At 62.8% G+C, this 20,256-nt stretch carries 19 protein-coding genes and 1 pseudogene; 16 read left to right on the top strand and 4 right to left on the bottom strand.

All coding sequences use genetic code 11. The features are described 5' to 3' along the window. Nucleotides 1–100 precede the first annotated feature (100 nt). Both BGI27_RS08195 and BGI27_RS08190 read left to right on the top strand, forming a co-directional pair. On the top strand, nucleotides 101–2,017 hold the full coding sequence (locus BGI27_RS08195; protein WP_095524390.1) for a pseudouridine synthase: 1,917 nt from the start codon (nucleotides 101–103) through the stop codon (nucleotides 2,015–2,017). 246 nt (nucleotides 2,018–2,263) lie between these two features. Continuing rightward, on the top strand, nucleotides 2,264–3,256 hold the full coding sequence (locus BGI27_RS08190) for a GGDEF domain-containing protein (protein ID WP_141239735.1): 993 nt from the start codon (nucleotides 2,264–2,266) through the stop codon (nucleotides 3,254–3,256). A 198-nt stretch (nucleotides 3,257–3,454) separates the two neighbouring features. Here the strand turns inward: BGI27_RS08190 and BGI27_RS08185 are convergent, their stop codons facing one another. The 4 genes from BGI27_RS08185 to BGI27_RS08170 all read right to left on the bottom strand — a co-directional run bounded on the left by BGI27_RS08185 (nucleotide 3,455) and on the right by BGI27_RS08170 (nucleotide 8,362). Next, nucleotides 3,455–4,969, bottom strand: a complete 1,515-nt coding sequence (locus BGI27_RS08185) for a UxaA family hydrolase (RefSeq protein WP_095524388.1) — start codon at nucleotides 4,967–4,969, stop codon at nucleotides 3,455–3,457. Between the two features lie 119 nt (nucleotides 4,970–5,088). Then, nucleotides 5,089–6,597, bottom strand: coding sequence for a tagaturonate reductase (locus BGI27_RS08180; RefSeq protein ID WP_095524387.1), 1,509 nt, complete (start codon nucleotides 6,595–6,597; stop codon nucleotides 5,089–5,091). A 176-nt stretch (nucleotides 6,598–6,773) separates the two neighbouring features. Continuing rightward, the gene (locus tag BGI27_RS08175) at nucleotides 6,774–7,718 is read right to left on the bottom strand and encodes a sugar kinase (protein ID WP_095524386.1); all 945 of its coding nucleotides are present in this window, start codon (nucleotides 7,716–7,718) and stop codon (nucleotides 6,774–6,776) included. A gap of 179 nt (nucleotides 7,719–7,897) precedes the next feature. Next, a complete protein-coding gene (locus BGI27_RS08170) occupies nucleotides 7,898–8,362 on the bottom strand; it encodes a tRNA (cytidine(34)-2'-O)-methyltransferase (RefSeq protein ID WP_095524385.1) in 465 nt (154 codons plus the stop codon). Nucleotides 8,363–8,489: 127 nt separating this feature from the next. Here BGI27_RS08170 and BGI27_RS08165 point away from each other — a divergent pair, with 127 nt between their 5' ends. The 14 genes and pseudogenes from BGI27_RS08165 to minD all read left to right on the top strand — a co-directional run bounded on the left by BGI27_RS08165 (nucleotide 8,490) and on the right by minD (nucleotide 20,255). After that, complete coding sequence (locus BGI27_RS08165) at nucleotides 8,490–9,554, top strand: flagellar hook-length control protein FliK (protein WP_095524384.1); 1,065 nt, start codon at nucleotides 8,490–8,492, stop codon at nucleotides 9,552–9,554. Between the two features lie 96 nt (nucleotides 9,555–9,650). Beyond that, complete coding sequence (locus BGI27_RS08160) at nucleotides 9,651–10,226, top strand: flagellar basal body-associated FliL family protein (protein WP_095524383.1); 576 nt, start codon at nucleotides 9,651–9,653, stop codon at nucleotides 10,224–10,226. Nucleotides 10,227–10,252: 26 nt separating this feature from the next. Beyond that, nucleotides 10,253–11,281 (top strand): annotated as a pseudogene (fliM, locus tag BGI27_RS08155) (flagellar motor switch protein FliM). Beyond that, nucleotides 11,274–11,705 carry a flagellar motor switch protein FliN gene (gene fliN, locus BGI27_RS08150; protein ID WP_095524382.1) on the top strand — a complete coding sequence of 144 codons (432 nt, stop codon included), beginning with the start codon at nucleotides 11,274–11,276 and terminating at the stop codon, nucleotides 11,703–11,705. Before fliM ends, fliN begins: the two are co-directional and overlap by 8 nt. Before the next feature lie 331 nt (nucleotides 11,706–12,036). Then, on the top strand, nucleotides 12,037–12,801 hold the full coding sequence (locus BGI27_RS08145; protein WP_095524381.1) for an ABC transporter substrate-binding protein: 765 nt from the start codon (nucleotides 12,037–12,039) through the stop codon (nucleotides 12,799–12,801). A 70-nt stretch (nucleotides 12,802–12,871) separates the two neighbouring features. Then, complete coding sequence (locus tag BGI27_RS08140; protein WP_223871690.1) at nucleotides 12,872–13,531, top strand: amino acid ABC transporter permease; 660 nt, start codon at nucleotides 12,872–12,874, stop codon at nucleotides 13,529–13,531. Between the two features lie 128 nt (nucleotides 13,532–13,659). Continuing rightward, nucleotides 13,660–14,391: an amino acid ABC transporter ATP-binding protein gene (locus BGI27_RS08135; protein ID WP_141239736.1), complete on the top strand. Its 732-nt coding sequence runs from the start codon at nucleotides 13,660–13,662 to the stop codon at nucleotides 14,389–14,391. Between the two features lie 214 nt (nucleotides 14,392–14,605). Beyond that, nucleotides 14,606–16,240: a methyl-accepting chemotaxis protein gene (locus tag BGI27_RS08130; RefSeq protein ID WP_095524379.1), complete on the top strand. Its 1,635-nt coding sequence runs from the start codon at nucleotides 14,606–14,608 to the stop codon at nucleotides 16,238–16,240. A 124-nt stretch (nucleotides 16,241–16,364) separates the two neighbouring features. Next, nucleotides 16,365–16,772: a flagellar biosynthetic protein FliO gene (gene fliO / locus BGI27_RS08125; RefSeq protein WP_223871689.1), complete on the top strand. Its 408-nt coding sequence runs from the start codon at nucleotides 16,365–16,367 to the stop codon at nucleotides 16,770–16,772. Nucleotides 16,773–16,812: 40 nt separating this feature from the next. Then, nucleotides 16,813–17,508 (top strand): flagellar type III secretion system pore protein FliP, encoded by a 696-nt coding sequence (gene fliP, locus BGI27_RS08120; RefSeq protein WP_095524405.1) that lies wholly within the window; start codon nucleotides 16,813–16,815, stop codon nucleotides 17,506–17,508. Nucleotides 17,509–17,530: 22 nt separating this feature from the next. Then, a complete protein-coding gene (fliQ, locus tag BGI27_RS08115; RefSeq protein WP_095524378.1) occupies nucleotides 17,531–17,800 on the top strand; it encodes a flagellar biosynthesis protein FliQ in 270 nt (89 codons plus the stop codon). Beyond that, nucleotides 17,800–18,588, top strand: coding sequence for a flagellar biosynthetic protein FliR (gene fliR, locus BGI27_RS08110; RefSeq protein ID WP_095524377.1), 789 nt, complete (start codon nucleotides 17,800–17,802; stop codon nucleotides 18,586–18,588). The genes fliQ and fliR overlap by 1 nt, the downstream gene beginning before the upstream one ends. A 79-nt stretch (nucleotides 18,589–18,667) precedes the next feature. Further along, nucleotides 18,668–19,408: a septum site-determining protein MinC gene (gene minC, locus BGI27_RS08105; RefSeq protein ID WP_095524376.1), complete on the top strand. Its 741-nt coding sequence runs from the start codon at nucleotides 18,668–18,670 to the stop codon at nucleotides 19,406–19,408. A gap of 31 nt (nucleotides 19,409–19,439) precedes the next feature. Next, complete coding sequence (minD, locus tag BGI27_RS08100) at nucleotides 19,440–20,255, top strand: septum site-determining protein MinD (protein WP_095524375.1); 816 nt, start codon at nucleotides 19,440–19,442, stop codon at nucleotides 20,253–20,255. Nucleotide 20,256 lies beyond the last annotated feature (1 nt).

Genomic DNA, 20,256 nt, shown 5'->3' with positions numbered 1-20,256 from the left:
GGCCCGGAGAAATCCGGCAACTAGGTTTCCGCATTCCGGTCAAAGCCCCTCATCCGGGCTACGCTGAATGCACCCATCGTTTTCAAAGAAGAATTCCATCATGGCCGAGACCAAGCGCCCCAAACTCTCCCTTCCCACCAAGAGCGACAGCACGCCCGCCAACAGTGAGCGCCGCCGCCCGCCGCTGCGTGGAGCCAACAAATCGCGTCCGCCCGCTCGTCCGCAGCCGCCTGCCGAACCTTCGCGCGCGCGCGCCGGAGAAGGCCGTGGCAGGGATGGAGAGCGCTCGGGTTTCCGTCGCGATGGCGAAGGCGATGATCGCAAGCGCGGTTTCGGCCGCGCAGCCCCGCGTCCGGATGGCGCACCGGATACGCGCCGTCCGCGTTTCGATGCGCGGCGGGAAGATGGCCAACGAGAAGGCCGCCGCGAAGGCTGGAACGCCGGAGAACGCAGCGAACGCCCACGCCGCGATTTCGAGGGACGCCCAGCACGTGACGAACGCCCAGCCTTCCGCCGCGAAGATGACGGCCGTGGTGACCGTGGTTTCCGCGGCGAACGCCCGCCGCGCGAGGGCCGCAGCTTCGGTGATCGCCCGCCTCGCGAGCGCGAGGCCCGCCCGGCTGACGGCCGGCGGGAAGGTCGCCGGGAGGGTGGCTGGAATGCCGGAGAACGCAGCGAACGCCCACGCCGCGATTTCGAGGGGCGCCCGGAACGTGGCGAACGCCCCGCCTTCCGCCGTGAGGACGATGCCCGCGGAGATCGCGGCTCCCGGGGTGAGCGCCCGCCGCGCGAGAACCGCAGTTTTGGCGAGCGTCCGCCGCGCGAACGCGAAGCGCGGGGCTTTGGCGAAGAGCGTTGTCCACGTCGCGAAGGCGAGGAAAGACGTGGCTTCGGCGAACGCCCTGCCCGTGATCGTGACGACACCCGCGGTTTCAAACCCCGCGCAGAAGGCGAACGCGCGCCGCGCCGTGCTCCCGGTGAGCGTCCTCCCTATCGGGATGATGCACGCCCGGCAGCGGATCGCCGCGACGGAGAACGCCGCCAGCCCTACGCACAACGCGAGCGGACTAATTTCCGCCGCGACGAGGAGCGTGGCTTCCGCGAGGATCGCCGACCGGCGCCGCGATCGGGAGACGGACGCCCTGCTCGTGATTTCACGGATCGTCCGCGCTTTGCTGATGATGCAGCGGCGCCGCGCGGCAAGTCCTTCAGCCGTGCCAAGCCAGGTCTGCGTCAGCCGGCGCCGCCTGCACACAGAGCCGAGCCTGTGGTGCATGAGGATGCGCCCGGCTCGATGCGCCTCTCCAAGCGTATGTCCGAACTGGGCCTTTGCTCGCGCCGCGAAGCCGATGAATACATCGAGCGTGGCTGGGTGAAGGTGGATGGCGAAGTGGTGTGCGAACTGGGCACCAAGGTCACAACGGATCAGAAAATTGCGCTGGACGTGGTGGCCGAGGAAATGCAGATGCGTCGCGTCACCATCCTGATCAACAAACCCATCGGCTACGTTTCGGGCCAGGCCGAGGACGGCCACGAGCCTGCTGCCGTGTTGATCACGCCAGACAACCACTGGAGCGAGGATCCGACCCACCGCCGTTTCGAGGGGCGCATCGTGCGCAAGCTGGCGCCGGCAGGACGGCTGGACATCGACTCCACGGGCCTGCTGGTGCTGACCCAGGACGGACGCATCGCCAAGCAACTGATCGGCGAATACAGCGAGGTGGAAAAGGAATACCTTGTGCGCGTGGAAGGTCAGATGCGCCCGGACGGCCTGAAGCTGCTGAATCACGGCCTGGAACTGGATGGCATGGAGCTGCTGCCGGCCAAGGTCAGCTGGCAGAACGAGGATCAGCTGCGCTTCGTGCTGCACGAAGGCCGCAAGCGCCAGATCCGTCGCATGTGCGAGCTGGTCGGCCTGAAGGTGGTGGGCCTCAAGCGCATCCGCATCGGGCGTATTCCGCTGAGCAAGCTGCCTGTGGGTCAATGGCGCTACCTCGGTGAACACGAAGAGTTCTGAGCATCGTCAGATGCGCGCCTGATCGCTGCCCGCGCGACGCCTTGCTACGGCATTCTTCGCAAAGTGATTCGCGCGGGTAGCCAATCTCAAGAAAGCTGCCCCGACTCCGTTACAGGGACAACCGAACTGGATGTAGCTGCCCGCTGCCCGCCATGAAAACTGAAGTCGCCTTGCTGCGCCTGCTCAAAAAAACTCCAGTCTCTCGAAGCTTCGCGGGATCGCCTGATCATTGCCGAATCATTGGTGGTGACCTGCCTGGAAATCCTGGATGCACGTTTTGCCCTGTTGCATGGTTTCCGTGCCACCCAGGACAACTACGTCGCCACGCCATTGGCATGGGCCGTGGCAGGCGGGGAATCCGCCACCACGAACCTGGACCATTTCGATCTGGACGAAACGCTGCTGACCGCGGCCCCCTTGCTGGAAGAGGCCGCACACGCGGAAGGTGGCGTGGCGATGCGGGATGTAGAGGGCGCCGGCTACATCCTCGCCTTCGCCGTGGGGCCGCAGGGCATGCCGGTGGCGATTGCCGAAGTGCATTGCGATGCTCTGCCCAGCGACGGGCTGAACGATTGCGTGCACGAACTGCTCGGGATCTATGCGGAACACATCGGCCTGCTGGACTATGCCGAACTGGATACGCTTACACGTCTGCACAACCGCAAGACCTTCGACGAAAACTTCGACCGTTTCATCTCGATGGCCGAAGCCGCGCAGCAGCGCGAGGAAGAGGAATTCGAGACGGATCCGGACAAGATCCCCAGTTGCTGGCTTGGCGTTGTGGACATCGATCGTTTCAAGCGCATCAACGACAACTTCGGCCATCTCTTCGGCGATGAAGTGCTGATCCGGGTGGCCGATCTGCTCAAGCGGAATTTCCGCACCAGCGACCGCCTGTTCCGGTTTGGCGGTGAGGAGTTCGTGGTGATGCTGCGCTTCGTCAGCAAGTGCAGTGCCGCCGCGGTGTTCGAGCGCTTCAGGCTGGCCGTCGAAACCCATGATTTCCCGCAAGTCGGCCAGGTGACCTGCTCGGTGGGCTACGTACAGATCGACCCCAGCCTGACGCCCGCAGAAATTCTCAGCCGCGCGGACGAAGCGCTGTACTACTGCAAGGCCAACGGGCGCAACCTGGTGAAACGCTACGAAGACCTGCTCGCCGCCGGCCTGATCACGGCACCGCTTGCCGTCGTCAGCAACGATGAATTACAGGCGGATATCGACGCGCTCTTCGACAATTGAGTCTGCTCGTGCCGGTGGGCACGCAGGCTCGCATGGGCGGCCTTATTCGGACCATGGAGCCGTAGCCAAAAAAGGCCCCCGCGCTTGCCGCTAACGCGGCGGTGCTGCCCCGAAGGGGTACTTGCCTTGGGGCGGCCCGGCGGCAAAAAAAGGGCCGGTCATTGCTGACCGGCCTTCAAGACACAGAGGAGAGAATGCTTACATCACCGCGCCGATCTGCCAGGGCAGGAATTCGTCGTTGCCGTAGCCGGCGACCTCACTGCGGCATTTCTCGCCAGAGGCGTGAAGGATGATGGAATCGAAGATGCGCCGGCTGATCTCCTGCATCGACACGCCATCGAGCAGATCACCGCAGTTGATGTCCATATCCTCGCGCTGACGTTCCCACAGAGCGTTGTTGGTCGCCAGCTTGAGCGTGGGCACGCCGGCACAGCCAAAGGCCGAACCACGTCCGGTGGTGAAACAGACGATCTGCGCACCGCCCGCGGCCAGTCCGGTCACGGAGACTGGGTCATATCCGGGCGTGTCCATGTACACGAAGCCCTTCGCCGTGATCAGCTCGGCATATTCGAATACGCCATTGAGGGTGGTGGTACCGCCCTTGGCGACCGCGCCGAGTGATTTCTCGAGGATGGTGGTCAGGCCACCAGCCTTGTTACCCACGGAGGGGTTGTTGTCCATCTCGCCACCATTCACGCTGGTGTAATGCTTCCACCAGGCGATGCGGCCGATGAGCTTCTCGGCAATTTCAGGAGTTGCCGCACGGCGCGTGAGCAGGTGCTCGGCACCATAGATTTCCGGTGTCTCGGCCAGCACGGCGGTTGCACCATGCGCCACCAGCAGGTCGACCGCGCCACCCAGTGCCGGATTGGCCGTGATGCCGGAGTAACCATCCGAGCCACCACAGTTCAGGCCGACGATCAGATGACTGATCGGGGCGGGCGAACGCACGTAGGAATTGGCCTTGGGCAGCATCGCTTCCACCAGTTCGATCCCCTTCGCGATGGCCTTGGAAGTCCCACCGAGATCCTGGATGTTGACGCTGTCCAGCATGCCAGGTTCGTAGGCGCCGATTTCTTCGATCAGCGGCTGGACCTGGTTCATCTCGCAACACAGGCCGACGAAGAGGATGCCTGCGAAGTTCGGATGCTGGGCATAGCCCACCATGGTGCGCCTGAGGGCCAGCATGCCCTCGCCTGCACTGTTCATGCCGCAACCCAGCGGGTGGGGCATCGGCACGACGCCATCCACGTGCGGGAAGGCTGCCAATCTTTCGCGGTTGAAATGGTTGGCGATTGCGCGCACCACCGTGGCCGAACAGTTCACCGATGCCACCACGCCGATGTAGTTGCGGGTTCCCACCTTGCCGTTCGGGCGCTTGTAGCCCATGAAGCTTGCAGGCTCCGCCACCTTTGCGGGCTCGTACTTGGCCGTGCCGATCGCATAGTCCCGCTCGAACTCACCCACGGTGAGGTTCTTCACGTGCACATGCGCGCCGGCCGCGATAGCTTCCTTGGCAAAACCGATGATCTGGTTGTAGCGGCGTACCGGCGCACCGGCCGCGATGTCATGTGCTGCCACCTTGTGGCCGGGGGGGATGAGATCGCGCACGGTGCAGGTTTCACCGGGAATGGTGTTGCCTGGCATCAACTGGCGCGTGGCAATGACCACATCGTCGTTGGTATGCAGGCGGATGGCAATGGAGGCGTCCATGATGATTCCTTGCTTGAAGTCTGGCTGGGTGGTGAACGAGCCCCCGCTTGGCCTGTTCGGCTCAAGCCGCCCCGTGGGGGCTGAAGATCCCGGAGCGGCTCGGCGACTGTCTTGAGAGATCAGAGCGCGGCCATTGTGGCCTTCACGCCTTGCGCCTTGATGCCTGCCAGGGCACGCACGACCTGATCAGCCAGCCCGGCCACCAGGTTGAGATCCTCGCCCCACAGACGGGCATCGGCCAGGATGCCACGCACGCGTGCGGCCAGATCATCACCTTCCTGCCAGCCACGCCAGGCTTCGCTCAGCGCCGCCAGCACCTCGGGGTTGTCACGAATCGGGTAGCTGCCAGCTTCGCGCTGACCGGTGTACTCGCCATCGGCGCCGAACTGGCCGTGATAGAAATTCAGCAGCGCAGCCAGCGAGAACGCCAACCCGGCAGGCGCTTTGCCATGCTTGGCCACGTAATCCTTCACGGTCGGCAACACACGCACCTGCCACTTGGACACGGAGTTCAGCGCGATGGAGATCAATTCGTGGCGGATGTGCGGATTGGCGAAACGCTCCATGATGGAATCGGCATAGGCACGACGCTCTGCATCGGGCAGCGGCACGAAAGGCACGATCTCTTCGAACATCACGCGCTTGAGGTAGGTGGACACCACCGGATCCTCAGTCATCTGCTGCACAGTATCCAGGCCGGCACAATAGGAAGCCAGCGAGGAAGCGGTATGCGCGCCGTTGAGGATGCGCACCTTGCGCGTACGGTAGGGCTGCAGATCGTCTGTCCACACCACGTCCAGACCAGCCTTGTGCAGCGGGAACTCTTCGGCTAGATGGGCCGGGCCTTCGATCACCCAGAGCAGGAAAGGCTCGGCGGTGACCAGCAGCTTGTCGGTATAGCCCAGGTCGGCACACAGCTTTTCCGCTTCGGCGGCGGGATAGCCCGGCACGATACGGTCGACCAGTGTATTGCAGAAATGGTTGTGGGCTTCGACCCAGGCCGCGAAAGCTTCCGGCAGGTTCCAGCGCTTGGCGTACTGCAGCACGATGCTGCGCAGCTTGCTGCCGTTGGCTTCGATCAGCTCACAGGGCAGGAACACCAGACCGGAGGCAGCCGTACCGCCCAGCGCCTGGTAACGCGCCCACAGCAGGGCCACGACCTTGGCAGGGAAGCTATCGGGGCATTGGTCACCCTGCGCTTCGGCCACGTCGGCAATACCGGCTTCGGTGGTGTTGGAAACCACGAAGCGCAGGCTGGGATTTGCGGCCAGGGCCAGCATTTCCTGCCATTGGGAATACGGATTCAGGCTGTTTTCGATGCAGCTGACGATGCGGCGGCTTTCCACCGTCTTGCCACCCTGCACGCCACGCAGGATCACGGTGTAGAGGCCGTCTTGAGCGTTGAGCAGATCCGCGATGCCGCGCGCGAGCGGTTGGGCGATGGTCACGCGACCGTTGAACAGACCGGCGCCATTGGTGACATCGACCAGCCAGTCGACGAAGGCACGCAGGAAATTACCATCGCCGATCTGCAGGATGCGTACCGGCGGCTTGCCAGCGGAGGCATCGGGCTGGTATTCCGCATTCGGAGTGATGCCGGCGAGGGTAGTACGGTTGAGTGCAGCCACGTTCTTGCTCCTTCCTGGGTCATGGAAGTCGGGCGATGGCCACTCGACCGAGGGTCAATACGCCTGACAAATTCGAAGAATCTGCGACAGATTAGGCCTAGTTGCCTGACAACTTAAGCCTATGTAAACCCTAAGTCAGGCAGGCTGACAGGCAGCGCCTGCCAGCCTGATGATGCTCAACCGAAGAAGAAAACGGGCATCGCCGTCATGGGAATGATGGCTCCCGGATACTGCACCACGATGGAGGCAAGCTTGTTGCCATAACGACCGGCCACCTCAGGTGGACGACCCGCCAGGCGGGCAGCCAGATAGCCCCCGGCAAAGGAATCCCCTGCCCCGGTAGTATCCACCACCTTGTCGACACGGAAGGTCGGCACAAGCAGCGGTTCCTGACCACGCAGGCGGATGATCGTGGGATCGGCGCCACGCTTGATCACCACTTCTTCGCAGGGCAACGAGTAGGCGTGCGCCAGCGCGGACTCCTCGTCGAGGCCGTAGAGCGCAGCGTTGTCTTCCAGGGTGATCAGGGTCAGATCGGCGCAGGCGAAGGCACGGTCGTACCATTCCTGGGTACGTGAGTCTCCCCGCCATACGCGCGGACGGTAGTTGTTGTCGAAAAACACCTTGCCGCCCCGCGCACGCAGGCGTTCCGCCAGACGGAACAGCGTTTCACGCCCGGAGTCCGGCAGCACGGCCAAGCTGATACCGCTGAAATAGAGCACATCCAGTTCGTCGATATGCTGCTCGAGCAGACTGCTGTTGTCCTGACCGACAAAGAAGTCCTTGGCGGCACTCATGTCGCGCCAGTAATAGAAGGTGCGCTCGCCGGTGTCATCGACCTGGATGGTGTAGAGACCGGGCATCTTGCCTTCGACTCGACGCACCATGCAGGTATCGATGCCCTCCTTTTCCCAGGCGGAAACCATGCGTTCGCTGAACGCGTCGGTACCCAACTGGGTCGCGTAGGACACCTGGATGCCGCTATCCGCGCCCAGACGCGCCAGATAGACCGCCGTGTTCAGGGTATCGCCCCCGAAGGTCTGCTGCATGGTGCCGAACATCTCTCCACGCAACTCGATCATGCATTCGCCGAAAAGGGCGATCCGACATTTCTTTTCCATGGTTCCTTGTGTTTGTCAGCTAGTAGAGGGAGGCTCTCGCGCCACCTGCGCGGACCCCGGTGAAATTCTAATCAAGTTGACCGCAGCCCGACCCGACGATTCCCCGGCGATCCCGTCGCCGATGACTTTGATCAATCAGAAACGGGGGCTGCCATTGTGCCAGCCAAAACAATCCATCATCACACCCCGCCGGGGAAACCCATCTGGCGCCAAGCTTCATAGGCCACCACCGCCACGGTGTTGGACAGATTTACGCTGCGCACGCCGGGCGGCATGGGCAGACGCAGGCGTACGGAATCCGGGAATTCTGCGAGCACGGCAGGTGGCAATCCACAGGACTCAGCACCGAAAACCACCACATCGCCAGGCTGGAAGGTCACGCTGTCGTAGCGCACGCTGCCCTTGGTGGTCAGCGCGAAGAAGCGCCGCCCTGCCAGCGCAGCTTTGCAGCTGGCCCAATCCGGATAGCGCGTCACGATTGCCAGTTCGGCGTAATCCATGCCGGCGCGTGCCAGTGTCTTGTCCGTCAGCTCGAACCCCAAGGGTTCGACCAGGTGCAGACGTGCGCGCGTATTGGCGCACAAACGGATGATGTTGCCCGTGTTGGGCGGAATCTCAGGTTGATGCAGGACGATATCGATCATGGTGGCCGCAATTATCGCCAAAACCCGCCTGGCGCGGCAGTAAGGCGTACTTGCGAATGCATCGGCAAGGTGCTGGCACAGCCTTTGCTGAATGCTGCCCAGAGTCATCCCTCCGAGGTAAGCAGTCATGGCCAGCGCCAACGTCAATCCCGTCTCCCAGATCCAGGCAGCTCTGTCGGCCCGGCCCGCCAATGCAGGCGACACCGAAGGTGATGCCTTCGTCAAGGCACTGGAGGCCCGCAAACCTGCGACCACCGGCAATCAGGCCAGTCAGAGCAAGCAGGACAAGGCTTCAGCCAAGGCCCCGGCGAACAACGCGGAGCAGGCCCAGCCCACCAGCGAGACCAAACCTCGTGCGGAGCAGGACACCACGGAGACCGAAGCCGAGATCGATACGATCAATCTACTGACCGACGGCGGCAATCAGCAGACGGCAACGCTCGCCAGCACGCCGGCAATCCCTGCCGCCGCACCGCGACCGGAACTGGCCGCCGGAATCACCGAGAACACGGAGGGCGCCGAAGGTGAAGAGCTGGCCCTGACCGACACGGGGCTGCGCAGCAGCCGCGGCCAGGCCGCCACGCAGACCACACCCCAGGTACAGGCTGCCACCGGCGAGATCGAAACCGCGGGCGCCGACGTTGCCAAAACTGCAGTGAACGGCGCAGACAGTTTTGCCGAGAACCTCAGCCAAGCAATGGCGCAACATGGTGTCCAGAACAAAGCCGCGGAGGCCGCCCGCGAGACCCCCACGCAGCACGTGGTGCAGACCCCCGTGGGCAGCCGAGGCTGGACTGAAGAGCTCGGTCAGAAAGTGGTATGGTCCGCCAGCCACGACAACGGACTGGCCGAGCTGACGCTGACCCCGCCACAGCTTGGCAAGATTCAGGTATCCATCAATCTGCAGGGAGATCAGGCTCAGGCCAGTTTCGTGGCAGCCAACGCCCTGGCCCGTGAAACCCTGCAGGACGCCATGCCAAGGCTGCGTGAAATCCTGGCCCAGGCAGGCATCCAGCTCGGGCAAGCAAACGTGGGCTCAGGCCAGAGCGAACACGCCGGCGGCAGCGAAAACACCCAGCGCGGCAACGCAGGTGGCGGACGCGGCGGTGATGGCGACATGTCCGTCCCTGCTTCCCTGCTGAGCCAGAGCGCGGTGCGCAGCGGGCGTGGCATGATCGATATCTTCGCCTAAGCCTTCATTTGGGCCGCCCAAGCGCCGTTAATCGAAACTTGGGAGCCTGCTCTAAAGCAGGACAATCGAACAGAAAAGCCCACAGGACTATTCAACATGGCCACCAAGGAAGCTCCAAAACCTGCCGCCGAAGCCCCAGCCGCGCCACCCAAGAGCCGGCTCAAGCTCTTCATCCTGATCGCCATCATCCTGCTCCTGCTTGCCGTGGTGGGCGTGGGGGCGTTGCTGCTGCTGACCCGGCACAACCAGAACAAGGGCGAAGCTGCAGAACCGGTAGCCGCCTCGGCACCGCTTCCCGCACAGGTCACGTTCGATCCGAAGAGCCCACCCGTCTTCGTGCCCCTGGAGCCATTTACGGTGAACCTGCAACCGGAAGGCGTCGAGCAATACCTGCAGATCGTGGCCACCTTGCGTGTATCCGACATCAAGACGGGCGACACGATCAAGCTGCTGATGCCCCAGGTGCGCCACGAAGTACTGGCCTACCTGGCATCCAAGAAGGCTTCCGAAATCACCACGCCAGATGGGCGCCATGCGCTTTCCGAGGACTTGCGTGACATCATCAATGAGATCCTCGGCTATGCACCGCCTGCCGACAGCAAACGCGTGACGCCCACGGCAACCGCTGCGCCGGTGATTTCGGTGTTCTTCACCCAGTTCATCGTGCAGTGAGGCAAGGCTGAGCAAAAGAGGCTGACATGGCACAGGATTTTCTCTCCCAGGAAGAAGTCGACGCGCTGCTCAAAGGCGTGACCGGCGAACTGGACGAACCTGAGCAGAATGCTGACGACGGTTCGGGCATCCGCCCGTACAACATCGCCACGCAGGAACGCATCGTGCGCGGGCGCATGCCCACGCTGGAGCTGATCCACGAGCGTTACGCGCGCTATCTGCGCATCGGCCTCTTCAACTACATGCACCGCAATGCCGAGGTATCGGTCGGCCCGATCCGAGTACAGAAGTACAGCGAGTTCGTGCGTAACCTCGTCGTTCCTACCAACCTCAACCTGGTCCTGGCCAAACCCCTGCGTGGCACCGGCCTAATCGTCTTCGATCCGAATCTGGTGTTTCTCGTCGTCGACAACATGTTCGGTGGCGACGGGCGCTTCCACACCCGTGTCGAAGGGCGCGACTTCACGGCCACCGAACAACGCATCATCCAGGGGCTGCTGCGTGTGGTGTTCGCCGAATACGAGCGAGCCTGGTCACCTGTGTTCCAGATCCAGTTCGAGTACATCCGCAGCGAGATGAACTCGCAGTTTGCCAACATCGCCACGCCCAGCGAAATCGTCGTGGCCACCTCATTCACACTCGAATTCGGCGGTGCGCAGGCCGAGATGCACATCTGCTTCCCCTACTCGATGGTGGAGCCGATCCGCGACATCCTCTACAGTTCGATGCAGTCAGACCACATCACCCAGGACAAGCGCTGGGTCAGTCTCATGTAGCGTCAGCTCAGCGGTGTGGATGTCAAGCTCACGGCCGATCTGGGCTCCACCCGGGTCTCGCTGCGCCAGGTTGCCAATCTTAAGGTCGGCGACATCATTCCGCTGGACATCCCGGAAAACATCAACGCCCACATCGATGGCGTCAACATCCTCGAATGCAAATACGGCATACAGGGCGGACGCTATGCCCTGCGCGTGGAGCAGTTCATCCATCCCGAGGATACCGAAATCAACCTGATCGCCAGCAAACTCGGCGTCAAAGGAGAGGACCATGACTGACACCGATCTGCCCAACGAAGAATCCCAGGAAGACGTTGGCGACGACTGGGCGGCCGCGATGCAGGAACAGGCCGCCGCCGATGCCGCGATGGCTGCCGAGGCCCAACCCGCCACCGATCTGTTTCCCAGCTTCGATGGCACGGGCGCCAAGCCCAGCAGCATGAATGATTACGAGCTGATCCTCGACATCCCCGTGCAGCTCACGGTGGAGCTGGGACGTACGCGCATCTCGATCCGCAATCTGCTGCAGCTGGCCCATGGCTCCGTCGTGGAACTGGATGCACTCGCCGGCGAACCGATGGACGTACTGGTCAACGGCACCCTGATCGCGCAAGGCGAAGTCGTGGTGGTCAACGACAAGTTCGGTATCCGCCTCACCGACATCATCACCCCCTCGGAACGCGTCCGCAAACTGCGTTCCTGATCGAAAGTCGCCGACGCATCCCCCGATACAGCGGGGTTCCCGCACCAGATCGTGGCGCAGGAAAGCGCCCAAAGGCTCCCCAAATTGGTGCCTGACGGCACCAGACAATGCCGTCCGAATGCCGAAAACCGCGCTGCCAGCCCGGATTCAGTGCCTGCATGCTGCTGGCACCTGGCTTGCTTATGGCAGCTGGCACGGGCCTCTCCCGCCACGGATGCATCGCTGACGGGGTGCTCGCGTAAAAACAGCTGTTCAAACACTGGCCACTCCCGGCTACCATTACACCCCTCGCCCAGAGGGGCAAAACCGTTCATTCAGGAGAAACCGCTCCATGCGCTCCATTTCTGCCATTGCCCTGGCCCTTGGCCTGGTCTGTGCAGCACCCACCTTGCAAGCCCGTGACTGGGCGACCATCAAGCAGACCGGCACGCTGATCGCCGCCACCGAAGGCGCCTATCCTCCGTTCAACTATTTCCAGGGTGGCAAGCTCACTGGCTATGAAGTTGACGTCATGGAAGCCATCGCCAAGAAGCTCAATCTCAAGCTCGACTGGCGCACGCTGGGCTTCGATGCCCAGGTTGCAGCCATCGCTCAGGATCGCTTCGATGTCGCCATCGCCAGCCACGGCATCACCGAAGAGCGCCAGAAATCCGTGGACTTCACCCTGCCGCACTATTGCTCAGGTGGTCAGATCGTCGCCAAGCCTGGAGGCCCGCTGAAGGCTGCCGAACTGCAAGGCAAGACACTGGGTGTGCAGCTGGCCACCACCTACGCCGATGCCGCGCGCAAGGTCAGCGGCGCCAAGGAAGTGAAGACCTATCCGAAGGATACCGACGCCCAGCAGGCACTGCTCGGTGGCCGTATCGACGCCTGGGTCACCGACCGCTTCGTGGCCCAGACCGCCGTACAAAAATCCGGCAACAAGCTTAAGTCCGGGGAATTGCTGTTCGTCGAACGCGTGGCCATGATCCTGCGCAAGGGCAATCCCGAGCTGCTGGGCCAGCTGAACCAGACCCTCAAGGATCTGAACTCTGACGGCACGCTCAAACGCATCTCGGAGAAGTATTTCAAGGAAGACGTGACCTGCCTGAATTGATCCAGCGGCAACGCCTCCATCCACCGGGGCACATCTCGCATGAGGTGTGCCTTTTCCGTTCTTGAATACAATGAAAAATATTCTCCAAGACCGCGACTCGCTGACGCTCATCGGCGCCATGCTCGGCCTGGCACTGATTCTCGGTCTGATGTCCATGCCGCTGGCCATGCTGCCAGCCCCGATCGGCCCCGCCGCCGAACAGTTCTCCGATGGCGCACTGACCACCATCAAGCTCACGCTGGTCTCCGCAGTCATCGGTCTGGTGCTCGGTGTGGTCACCGCCATGGGCAAGCGCTCGCACGTGGCGCCGCTGCGCTGGCTGGCAGACTTCTACGTCTGGGTGATCCGCGGCACACCGCTGCTGCTGCAGATCCTGTTCTTCTTTCTCGCCGTTCCCGCACTGCTTCAGGATCTCAACATCCCGCTGCAGATCTCGGAATTCTGGACTGCCGTGATCGCGCTCTCGCTCAACGTCGGCGCCTACAACGCGGAGGTGATCCGCGCCGGCATCAACGCCGTGCCACACGGTCAGATCGAGGCAGCCCGCTCGCTGGGCCTGAATCCACTCTTCACCTTCTGGGATGTGGTGTTGCCCCAGGCCGTGCGTATCTCACTGCCGCCACTGGCCAACAACATGGTCGCACTGCTCAAGGACTCCTCTCTGGCCTACGCCATCGGCGTCGTGGAACTCTCCATGGTCAGCAGCCGGGTGCAGGCCGAAAGCTTTTAGCCTGTACCGGTGTTCATCACCGTGGCTGTCATCTACCTGATTCTCACCACCACCTTCACCCAGTTTGCCGCGGCCCTGGAACGCAAACTTTCGCGGGGAAAAGCATGAGCACACGCACCGGCAAACAGATCATCCGCATCGAAAATGTCCGCAAGGCCTGGGGCAGTTTCACCGCGCTGAACGGTGTCTCGGTCACCTTCCGCGAAGGCGAGGTCGTCTGCATCATCGGCCCCTCCGGCTCGGGCAAATCCACCCTGCTGCGCACCATCAACCGCCTTGAACGGCAGGACTCCGGCCACATCATTGTCGACGGCATCACACTGGATGACGACCTCAAGAGCATCGACGCCGTCCGCGCCGAAGTCGGCATGGTGTTCCAGAGCTTCAACCTGTTCGCGCACAAGACTGTGCTCGACAACATCACGCTCGCGCCGCGCCGCGTGCGCCACTGGAATCGCGAGAAGGCCGAGCAGGTGGCGCTGGAGCTTCTGCAGCGCGTCGGTCTGGCGGCTCATGCACACAAGTACCCGGCCCAGCTTTCAGGCGGCCAGCAGCAGCGCGTGGCCATTGCACGCGCGCTGGCGATGCAGCCCAAGATCATGCTGTTCGACGAACCCACTTCCGCCCTGGATCCGGAAATGGTCAACGAAGTACTGCAGGTGATGCGGGATCTGGCCAAAAGCGGCATGACCATGCTGATCGTCACGCACGAAATGGGTTTCGCCCGCGACGTGGCCGATCGCGTGATCTTCTTCGACCACGGCAACATCGTTGAAGAAAGTGACGACCCCAGGACCTTCTTCAGCGGCCCGCAACACCCGCGCGCCCAGTCTTTTCTGACGTCCTATTCCGGGCTCTGAAACAGCAGAAGCCATGCCGGAGTGGGCACTCCGGCATGGTCTGACGCCCTGCTCGTCAACAAGGTTTTAGTACTTAAGTCGTAAAAATGTGACCAAAGTCACGGTTTTACGCATTGCCCGGCTTTATTTCCCTCCCGGCATAAAGTTGCGGCGCAGCAAGTCGTAAGCACCCAAAAGGAATCGCTCTTTCCCTTCCTGCCGTACAGCCCAAACCATGCGCATCAATCAGCCAGTCACCCAGCGCGAAACCCTCGTCCCTGCGGACACCTTCATCTATTCCCGCACCGACCTCAAGGGACGCATCACCCACGCCAACAAGGCCTTCGCAGACATCAGCGGCTTCGCTCCCGAAGAAATGGTCGGCGAACCACACAACCTGATCCGCCACCCGGACATGCCACCGGCAGCTTTCGCGGACATGTGGGTCAACCTGAAGGCCGGGCGTCCCTGGAAGGGATTGGTCAAGAACCGCCGCAAGGATGGTGGCTTCTACTGGGTCATTGCCAATGCGTCTCCCGTGCGCGAAGAAGGCAAGATCGTCGGCTACCAGTCGGTGCGCACGCCTCCCACACGTCAGCAGGTAAAAGCCGCCGAACAGGCCTACGCAAGGCTGCGCGCCGGTGACAAGCGCATCCGCGTGCAGGATGGGCGCATCATGCCCAATCATTCCGCCTGGTTCGAAACCCTGTTCTCCTTCCAGACAGCCCTGGCCGTCTTTGTTGTGCTGACACTGCTCATCAGCCTGATCACCCTGATCTCCACCCCACTGGCCACCAGCTGGCCGGGGCAAGTGCTGCAGCTGGGCACGCTGTTGCTTCTGCCGCTGGGTCTCTACGTCCTCTTCTGGCACCTGCCGCGCAACAATGCGCGTCTGCGTGCTATCCGCGACTTCGCCGAACACGCCCTCAGCAGTGGCGATCTTTGTGGTGATCTGAACAATGCCCGGGCCGATCTGGTCGGCTCGATCTCCACACGTGTCGACACCCTGCTCTCGGCCATGCGTGCCACGCTGCAGATCGTGCAGGACGCCACGCGCGAAGTATCCGACGCCACCAGCAGCCTCAATCACAGCGTGGAAACGCTGGTTTCTGCGGCTGACACCCAAAGCAACGCCACGGCGTCGGCTGCGGCGGGCGTGGAGGAGATGACGGTTTCCATCGGGGAAGTCGCCCAGCATGCCGATGCCACGCATGATCTGGCCCAGCACGCGGGGGATCAGGCCCGGGAAGGCGCGAGCCTGTCGGAAAAAGCCACCGAATCGATTCAGACGCTGGCGAGCAGCGTCGGCCGTTCGGCCGAAACCGTCGAGCAGCTGGGCAGCCGTACCGACGAAATCGGCCAGGTTGCAGCCACCATCAAGGAAATCGCGGACCAGACCAACCTGCTTGCGCTGAACGCCGCCATCGAAGCCGCCCGTGCCGGCGAGCAAGGTCGCGGCTTCGCCGTGGTGGCCGACGAGGTACGCAAGCTCGCCGAGCGCACCGCCAAGGCCACGCAGGAAATCGATCAGATGATCATGCACATCCAGATCGATACCCACAATGCCGTTTCCGGCATGCGTGACAGCGCCGGGCAGGTCAACGCCAGTGTCGATCTCGTCCATCGCTCCCACGAAGCCTTGCTCGCCATCCGTGAACAGATGACGACCACGGCGCAGCAGGTCGCGGACATCTCGCACGCCGCCGGCGAACAGAATGAAGCCATGCTGCTGATGTCGCGCAGCGTGGAACAGCTCGCCCACCTTACCGACGACAACCTGTCCGCCGCGCATGGCACCGAGTCGGCTTCGCACAAGCTGCTGGACAACGTCGAGCGCATGCGCAAGGCGGTCGCCCAGTACCACGTCTGATACCGCAACTGCAGGCCATATCCAGGGGCGGCAGGATTTGCCGCCTTTTTGTTGCGCTTTTCCGCGCCTGCTTTCCGGGCTGTCGCGCCTAAGCTCACATCATCCCCTGTCCTGTGAGCTTGCCGTGAGAATCCTCGTCCTCCTGTCAGCCTGTCTGTTCCAAAGCGCCGCGCTGGCCAGCGAAGGGCCGCCCTCAGCCGTGGCCGGCATCGGCCAGATGCTGTTGGGGTTGGGCGTCACGCTGGCACTGTTGTTCGGTGCTCTCCATCTGCTGCGCCGATTGCAGGGCGCGCAGGCCGCCAAGGCTGGCGCGCTGCGTGTGCTGAGCGCGACGCCGGTCGGGCCACGCGAGCGTGTGGTGCTGGTCGCTGTCGGCGAGGAGGTACTGGTACTGGGCGTGGCCCCGGGACGTATCTCGCCGCTGCATCGTCTGCCTCTGTCTGCCTTGCCCTCCGTTCCAGAAGGCACGCCTGCCACGCCGGATTTCGCCGCAAAGCTGCGCCAGCTGATGGAGCGCCGCCGTGATCAATGATCGCCGCTTCAGGCTCTTCGTCCTGATCGCCCTGCTGCTGATGCCGGGCCTTGCCCTGGCGCAGGCAGTTCCCGCGCTGACCGCCACGCCAACCACAGGTGGGGGCACCACCTACAGCCTGTCGGTGCAGACCCTGCTGATGCTCACGGCACTCAGCTTCATTCCAGCCGTGGTGCTGATGATGACGAGCTTCACGCGCATCATCATCGTCTTCTCCCTGCTGCGCCATGCGCTGGGCACGCAGACCTCGCCGCCTGCCCAGGTACTGGTAGGCATGGCACTGTTCCTGAGCTTCTTCATCATGTCCCCGGTGCTGGACCAGGTCTATCGCGAAGCCTGGGTACCGCTGCAGCAGGACCAAATCCAGTTCGATGAGGCCATCACCCGTGCCAGCGTGCCGCTCAAGGCCTTCATGCTCAAGCAGGTGCGCGAGCCGGATCTGAGCATGTTCACCCGCCTGTCGAAGACCGAGCCGGTGGATCGCGCCGAAGATCTGCCCATGCGCGTAATCGTGCCCGCCTTCGTCACCAGCGAGTTGAAAACCGCTTTCCAGATTGGCTTCATCATCTACATCCCCTTCCTGGTGATCGACATGGTCGTCGCCTCGGTACTGATGTCCATGGGCATGATGATGATGTCGCCAGTGATCGTCTCGCTACCCTTCAAGCTGATGCTTTTTGTGCTCGTCGACGGCTGGAACCTGCTCATCTCCTCGCTGGTGATGAGTTTCGGCTAGCCCTGTTTCCCGGAGAATCCGCATGACTCCCACCACCGTACTCGAGATCGGCCGCGGCGCCCTGGAGGCCGGCCTGTTCGTGGCCGCGCCCATGCTGATAGCGGCGCTGGTCACCGGCCTGATCGTAAGCATCCTGCAGGCTGCCACGCAGATCAACGAAATGACGCTTTCGTTCGTGCCCAAGCTGCTGGCAATGTTCGTGATGCTGCTGTTCGCCGGCCCCTGGATGATCACCACCATGACCGACTACATCCGCCGGCTCTACGAAGCCATTCCGACGCTGATCGGCTGATGCTGCAGATCACCAGCACCCAGCTCGATGCCTTCATCACCGCCTGGCTGTTCCCGATGATGCGGGTGCTGGGGCTGATCGGCAGCGCACCGATCTTCAACAACCGCGCCATCCCCCGCAACATCCGCATCGGCATGGGCGTGATCATCGGCGTGGCCGTGGCGGCGTCCCTCCCTCCTCCGCCCGCGATTCCCGCCGGCTCCTGGCAGGCATTGCTGATCATGGGCCAACAGGTATTGATCGGGCTCTCCATGGGCCTGGCCATCCGTGTGGTAATGGCAGCCGTGGATACCGCCGGTGAAATGATCGGCCTGCAGATGGGTCTCTCCTTCGCGGTATTCTTCGATCCGAACAACTCCGGGCAGACCGCCGTGCTCTCGGAAATTCTCACGCTGATCGCCTCCCTCTTCTTTCTCGCCCTCAACGGCCACCTGATGCTCATCGAGGTGGTGGTCCGCAGCTTCGAATTCATCCCCATCGGCGCGTCGCCCATGCATGCCGATGCCTGGCTGGTGCTGGTGCGAATGGTCAGTGTGGCCTTCGCCAGCGGGGTAATGATCGCGCTGCCGGTGGTGGCCGCCCTGCTGATCACCAATATCGCGCTGGCTGTGCTCACCCGCAGCGCGCCGCAACTCAACATTTTTGCGGTTGGATTCCCCATCACTTCCACGGTGGGCTTCATCGTGCTGATCCTGTTGTTGCAGAACCTCGCACCCGTGCTCGAATCGCTCGTCGAGCAAGGCTTCGAGCATGTAGGCATCTTTCTGCATCAATTGGGCCGTCCGTGAGCGCAGGCGGCTTGCTCCGGCGCGCCCCAAAAAGTAGACTCGGCCCCTTTATCAAACCCGCCTCTCCTTTCGCCTGTCCATGGCCAAACCCATCGAATTCAAGGCTGGCAGCCTGCATGCCATGAGCGCCGTGCTGCGCGAGATCGACAATGTCCGCCTGGCCGACGCCCTGCAGGTGATGCTGGGCGGCATAGGGGAATTCTTCGCGGGCGAACCCGCGGTGATCGACGTCACCCAGGTCACGCAATTCCCGACGCGTATCGACTGGCCCGGTCTGCAAAGCCTGCTGCGCCGCTACGGCCTGCAGCCCGTAGCCCTGCGCGGCGCTCCCGAGGCGCTGCACGCAGGCGCCCGCAAGGCCGGACTGGCGATCCTGGACGGACTGGACAAGGAACCGCAGCTACCCGTCACGCCGGCCACAGAAACGCCTCCCGCCCCCGAGCCGGTGGCAGCGCCGGCGCCTTCCCGCGGCAGCCCGATGGTGATCGACCGCACCATCCGCTCTGGTCAGCAGATCTATGCCCGCGGCTCGGACCTCATCGTGCTGGGCGCGGTCAGCAATGGCGCCGAGGTCATTGCAGATGGCAACGTCCATTGTTATGGCCCGCTGCGCGGCCGTGCGCTGGCAGGCGCCAGCGGCGAACGCAGCGCGCGCATCTTCAGCAGCAATTTCGGCCCCGAATTGATCGCCGTGGCCGGCGTATACCGTACTTTCGAACAAGGCATCCCGCAGGCACTCGCCGGGCGTGCCGTCCAGGCCCGACTGCAGGGCGAAGGCGAACAGGCCTCGCTACTGCTCGAAACGCTGATAACCGATTGACACAAACAGAATCCAACAGGAGAAACATACCGTGACCCGTATCGTCGTCGTCACCTCCGGCAAGGGAGGCGTGGGCAAGACCACTTCCAGCGCGAGTTTTGCCAGCGGCCTCGCGCTGCGCGGCTTCAAGACCGCAGTGATCGACTTCGACGTCGGCCTGCGCAACCTGGACCTCATCATGGGCTGCGAGCGCCGCGTGGTGTATGACCTGGTCAACGTCATCCAGGGCGAAGCCAATCTCCATCAGGCGCTGATCAAGGACAAGCACTGCGAGAACCTCTTCGTGCTGCCCGCCTCGCAGACGCGCGACAAGGATGCACTGACGGAAGAAGGGGTCGAGAAGGTCCTCAACGATCTCAAGCAGATGGGCTTCGATTACGTCGTCTGCGATTCGCCCGCCGGCATCGAACGTGGCGCCGTGATGGCGTTGACCTTCGCCGACGAAGCACTGATCGTCACCAACCCCGAAGTCTCCTCGATCCGTGACTCGGACCGCATCCTCGGCATCCTGCAAAGCAAGAGCCGCCGTGCCAAGGAGGGCCAGGAAGCCGTCAAGGAACACCTGGTGATCACCCGCTACTCCGCCAAGCGCGTCGACGAAGGTGAAATGCTTTCCTACAAGGACGTGCAGGAGCTGTTGCGCGTGCCGCTGCTGGGCGTGATCCCCGAATCCGAAACCGTGCTGCAGGCCTCCAACGCCGGCAGCCCGGTGATCCACAACAAGGAATCCGATGCCGCCGAAGCCTATGAGGACCTGGTGGCCCGCTTCCTCGGCGAAACGCGCGAAATGCGCTTCGTCTCCTACGAGAAGCCCGGCATCCTCAAGCGTATCTTCGGGGGGGCCTGAC

Source organism: Candidatus Dactylopiibacterium carminicum, assembly GCF_014736495.1.
Taxonomy (GTDB): domain Bacteria; phylum Pseudomonadota; class Gammaproteobacteria; order Burkholderiales; family Rhodocyclaceae; genus Uliginosibacterium; species Uliginosibacterium carminicum.
The sequence above is the reverse complement of the archived record's forward strand: the minus strand, read 5'-3'. Positions and strand labels throughout refer to the sequence as shown.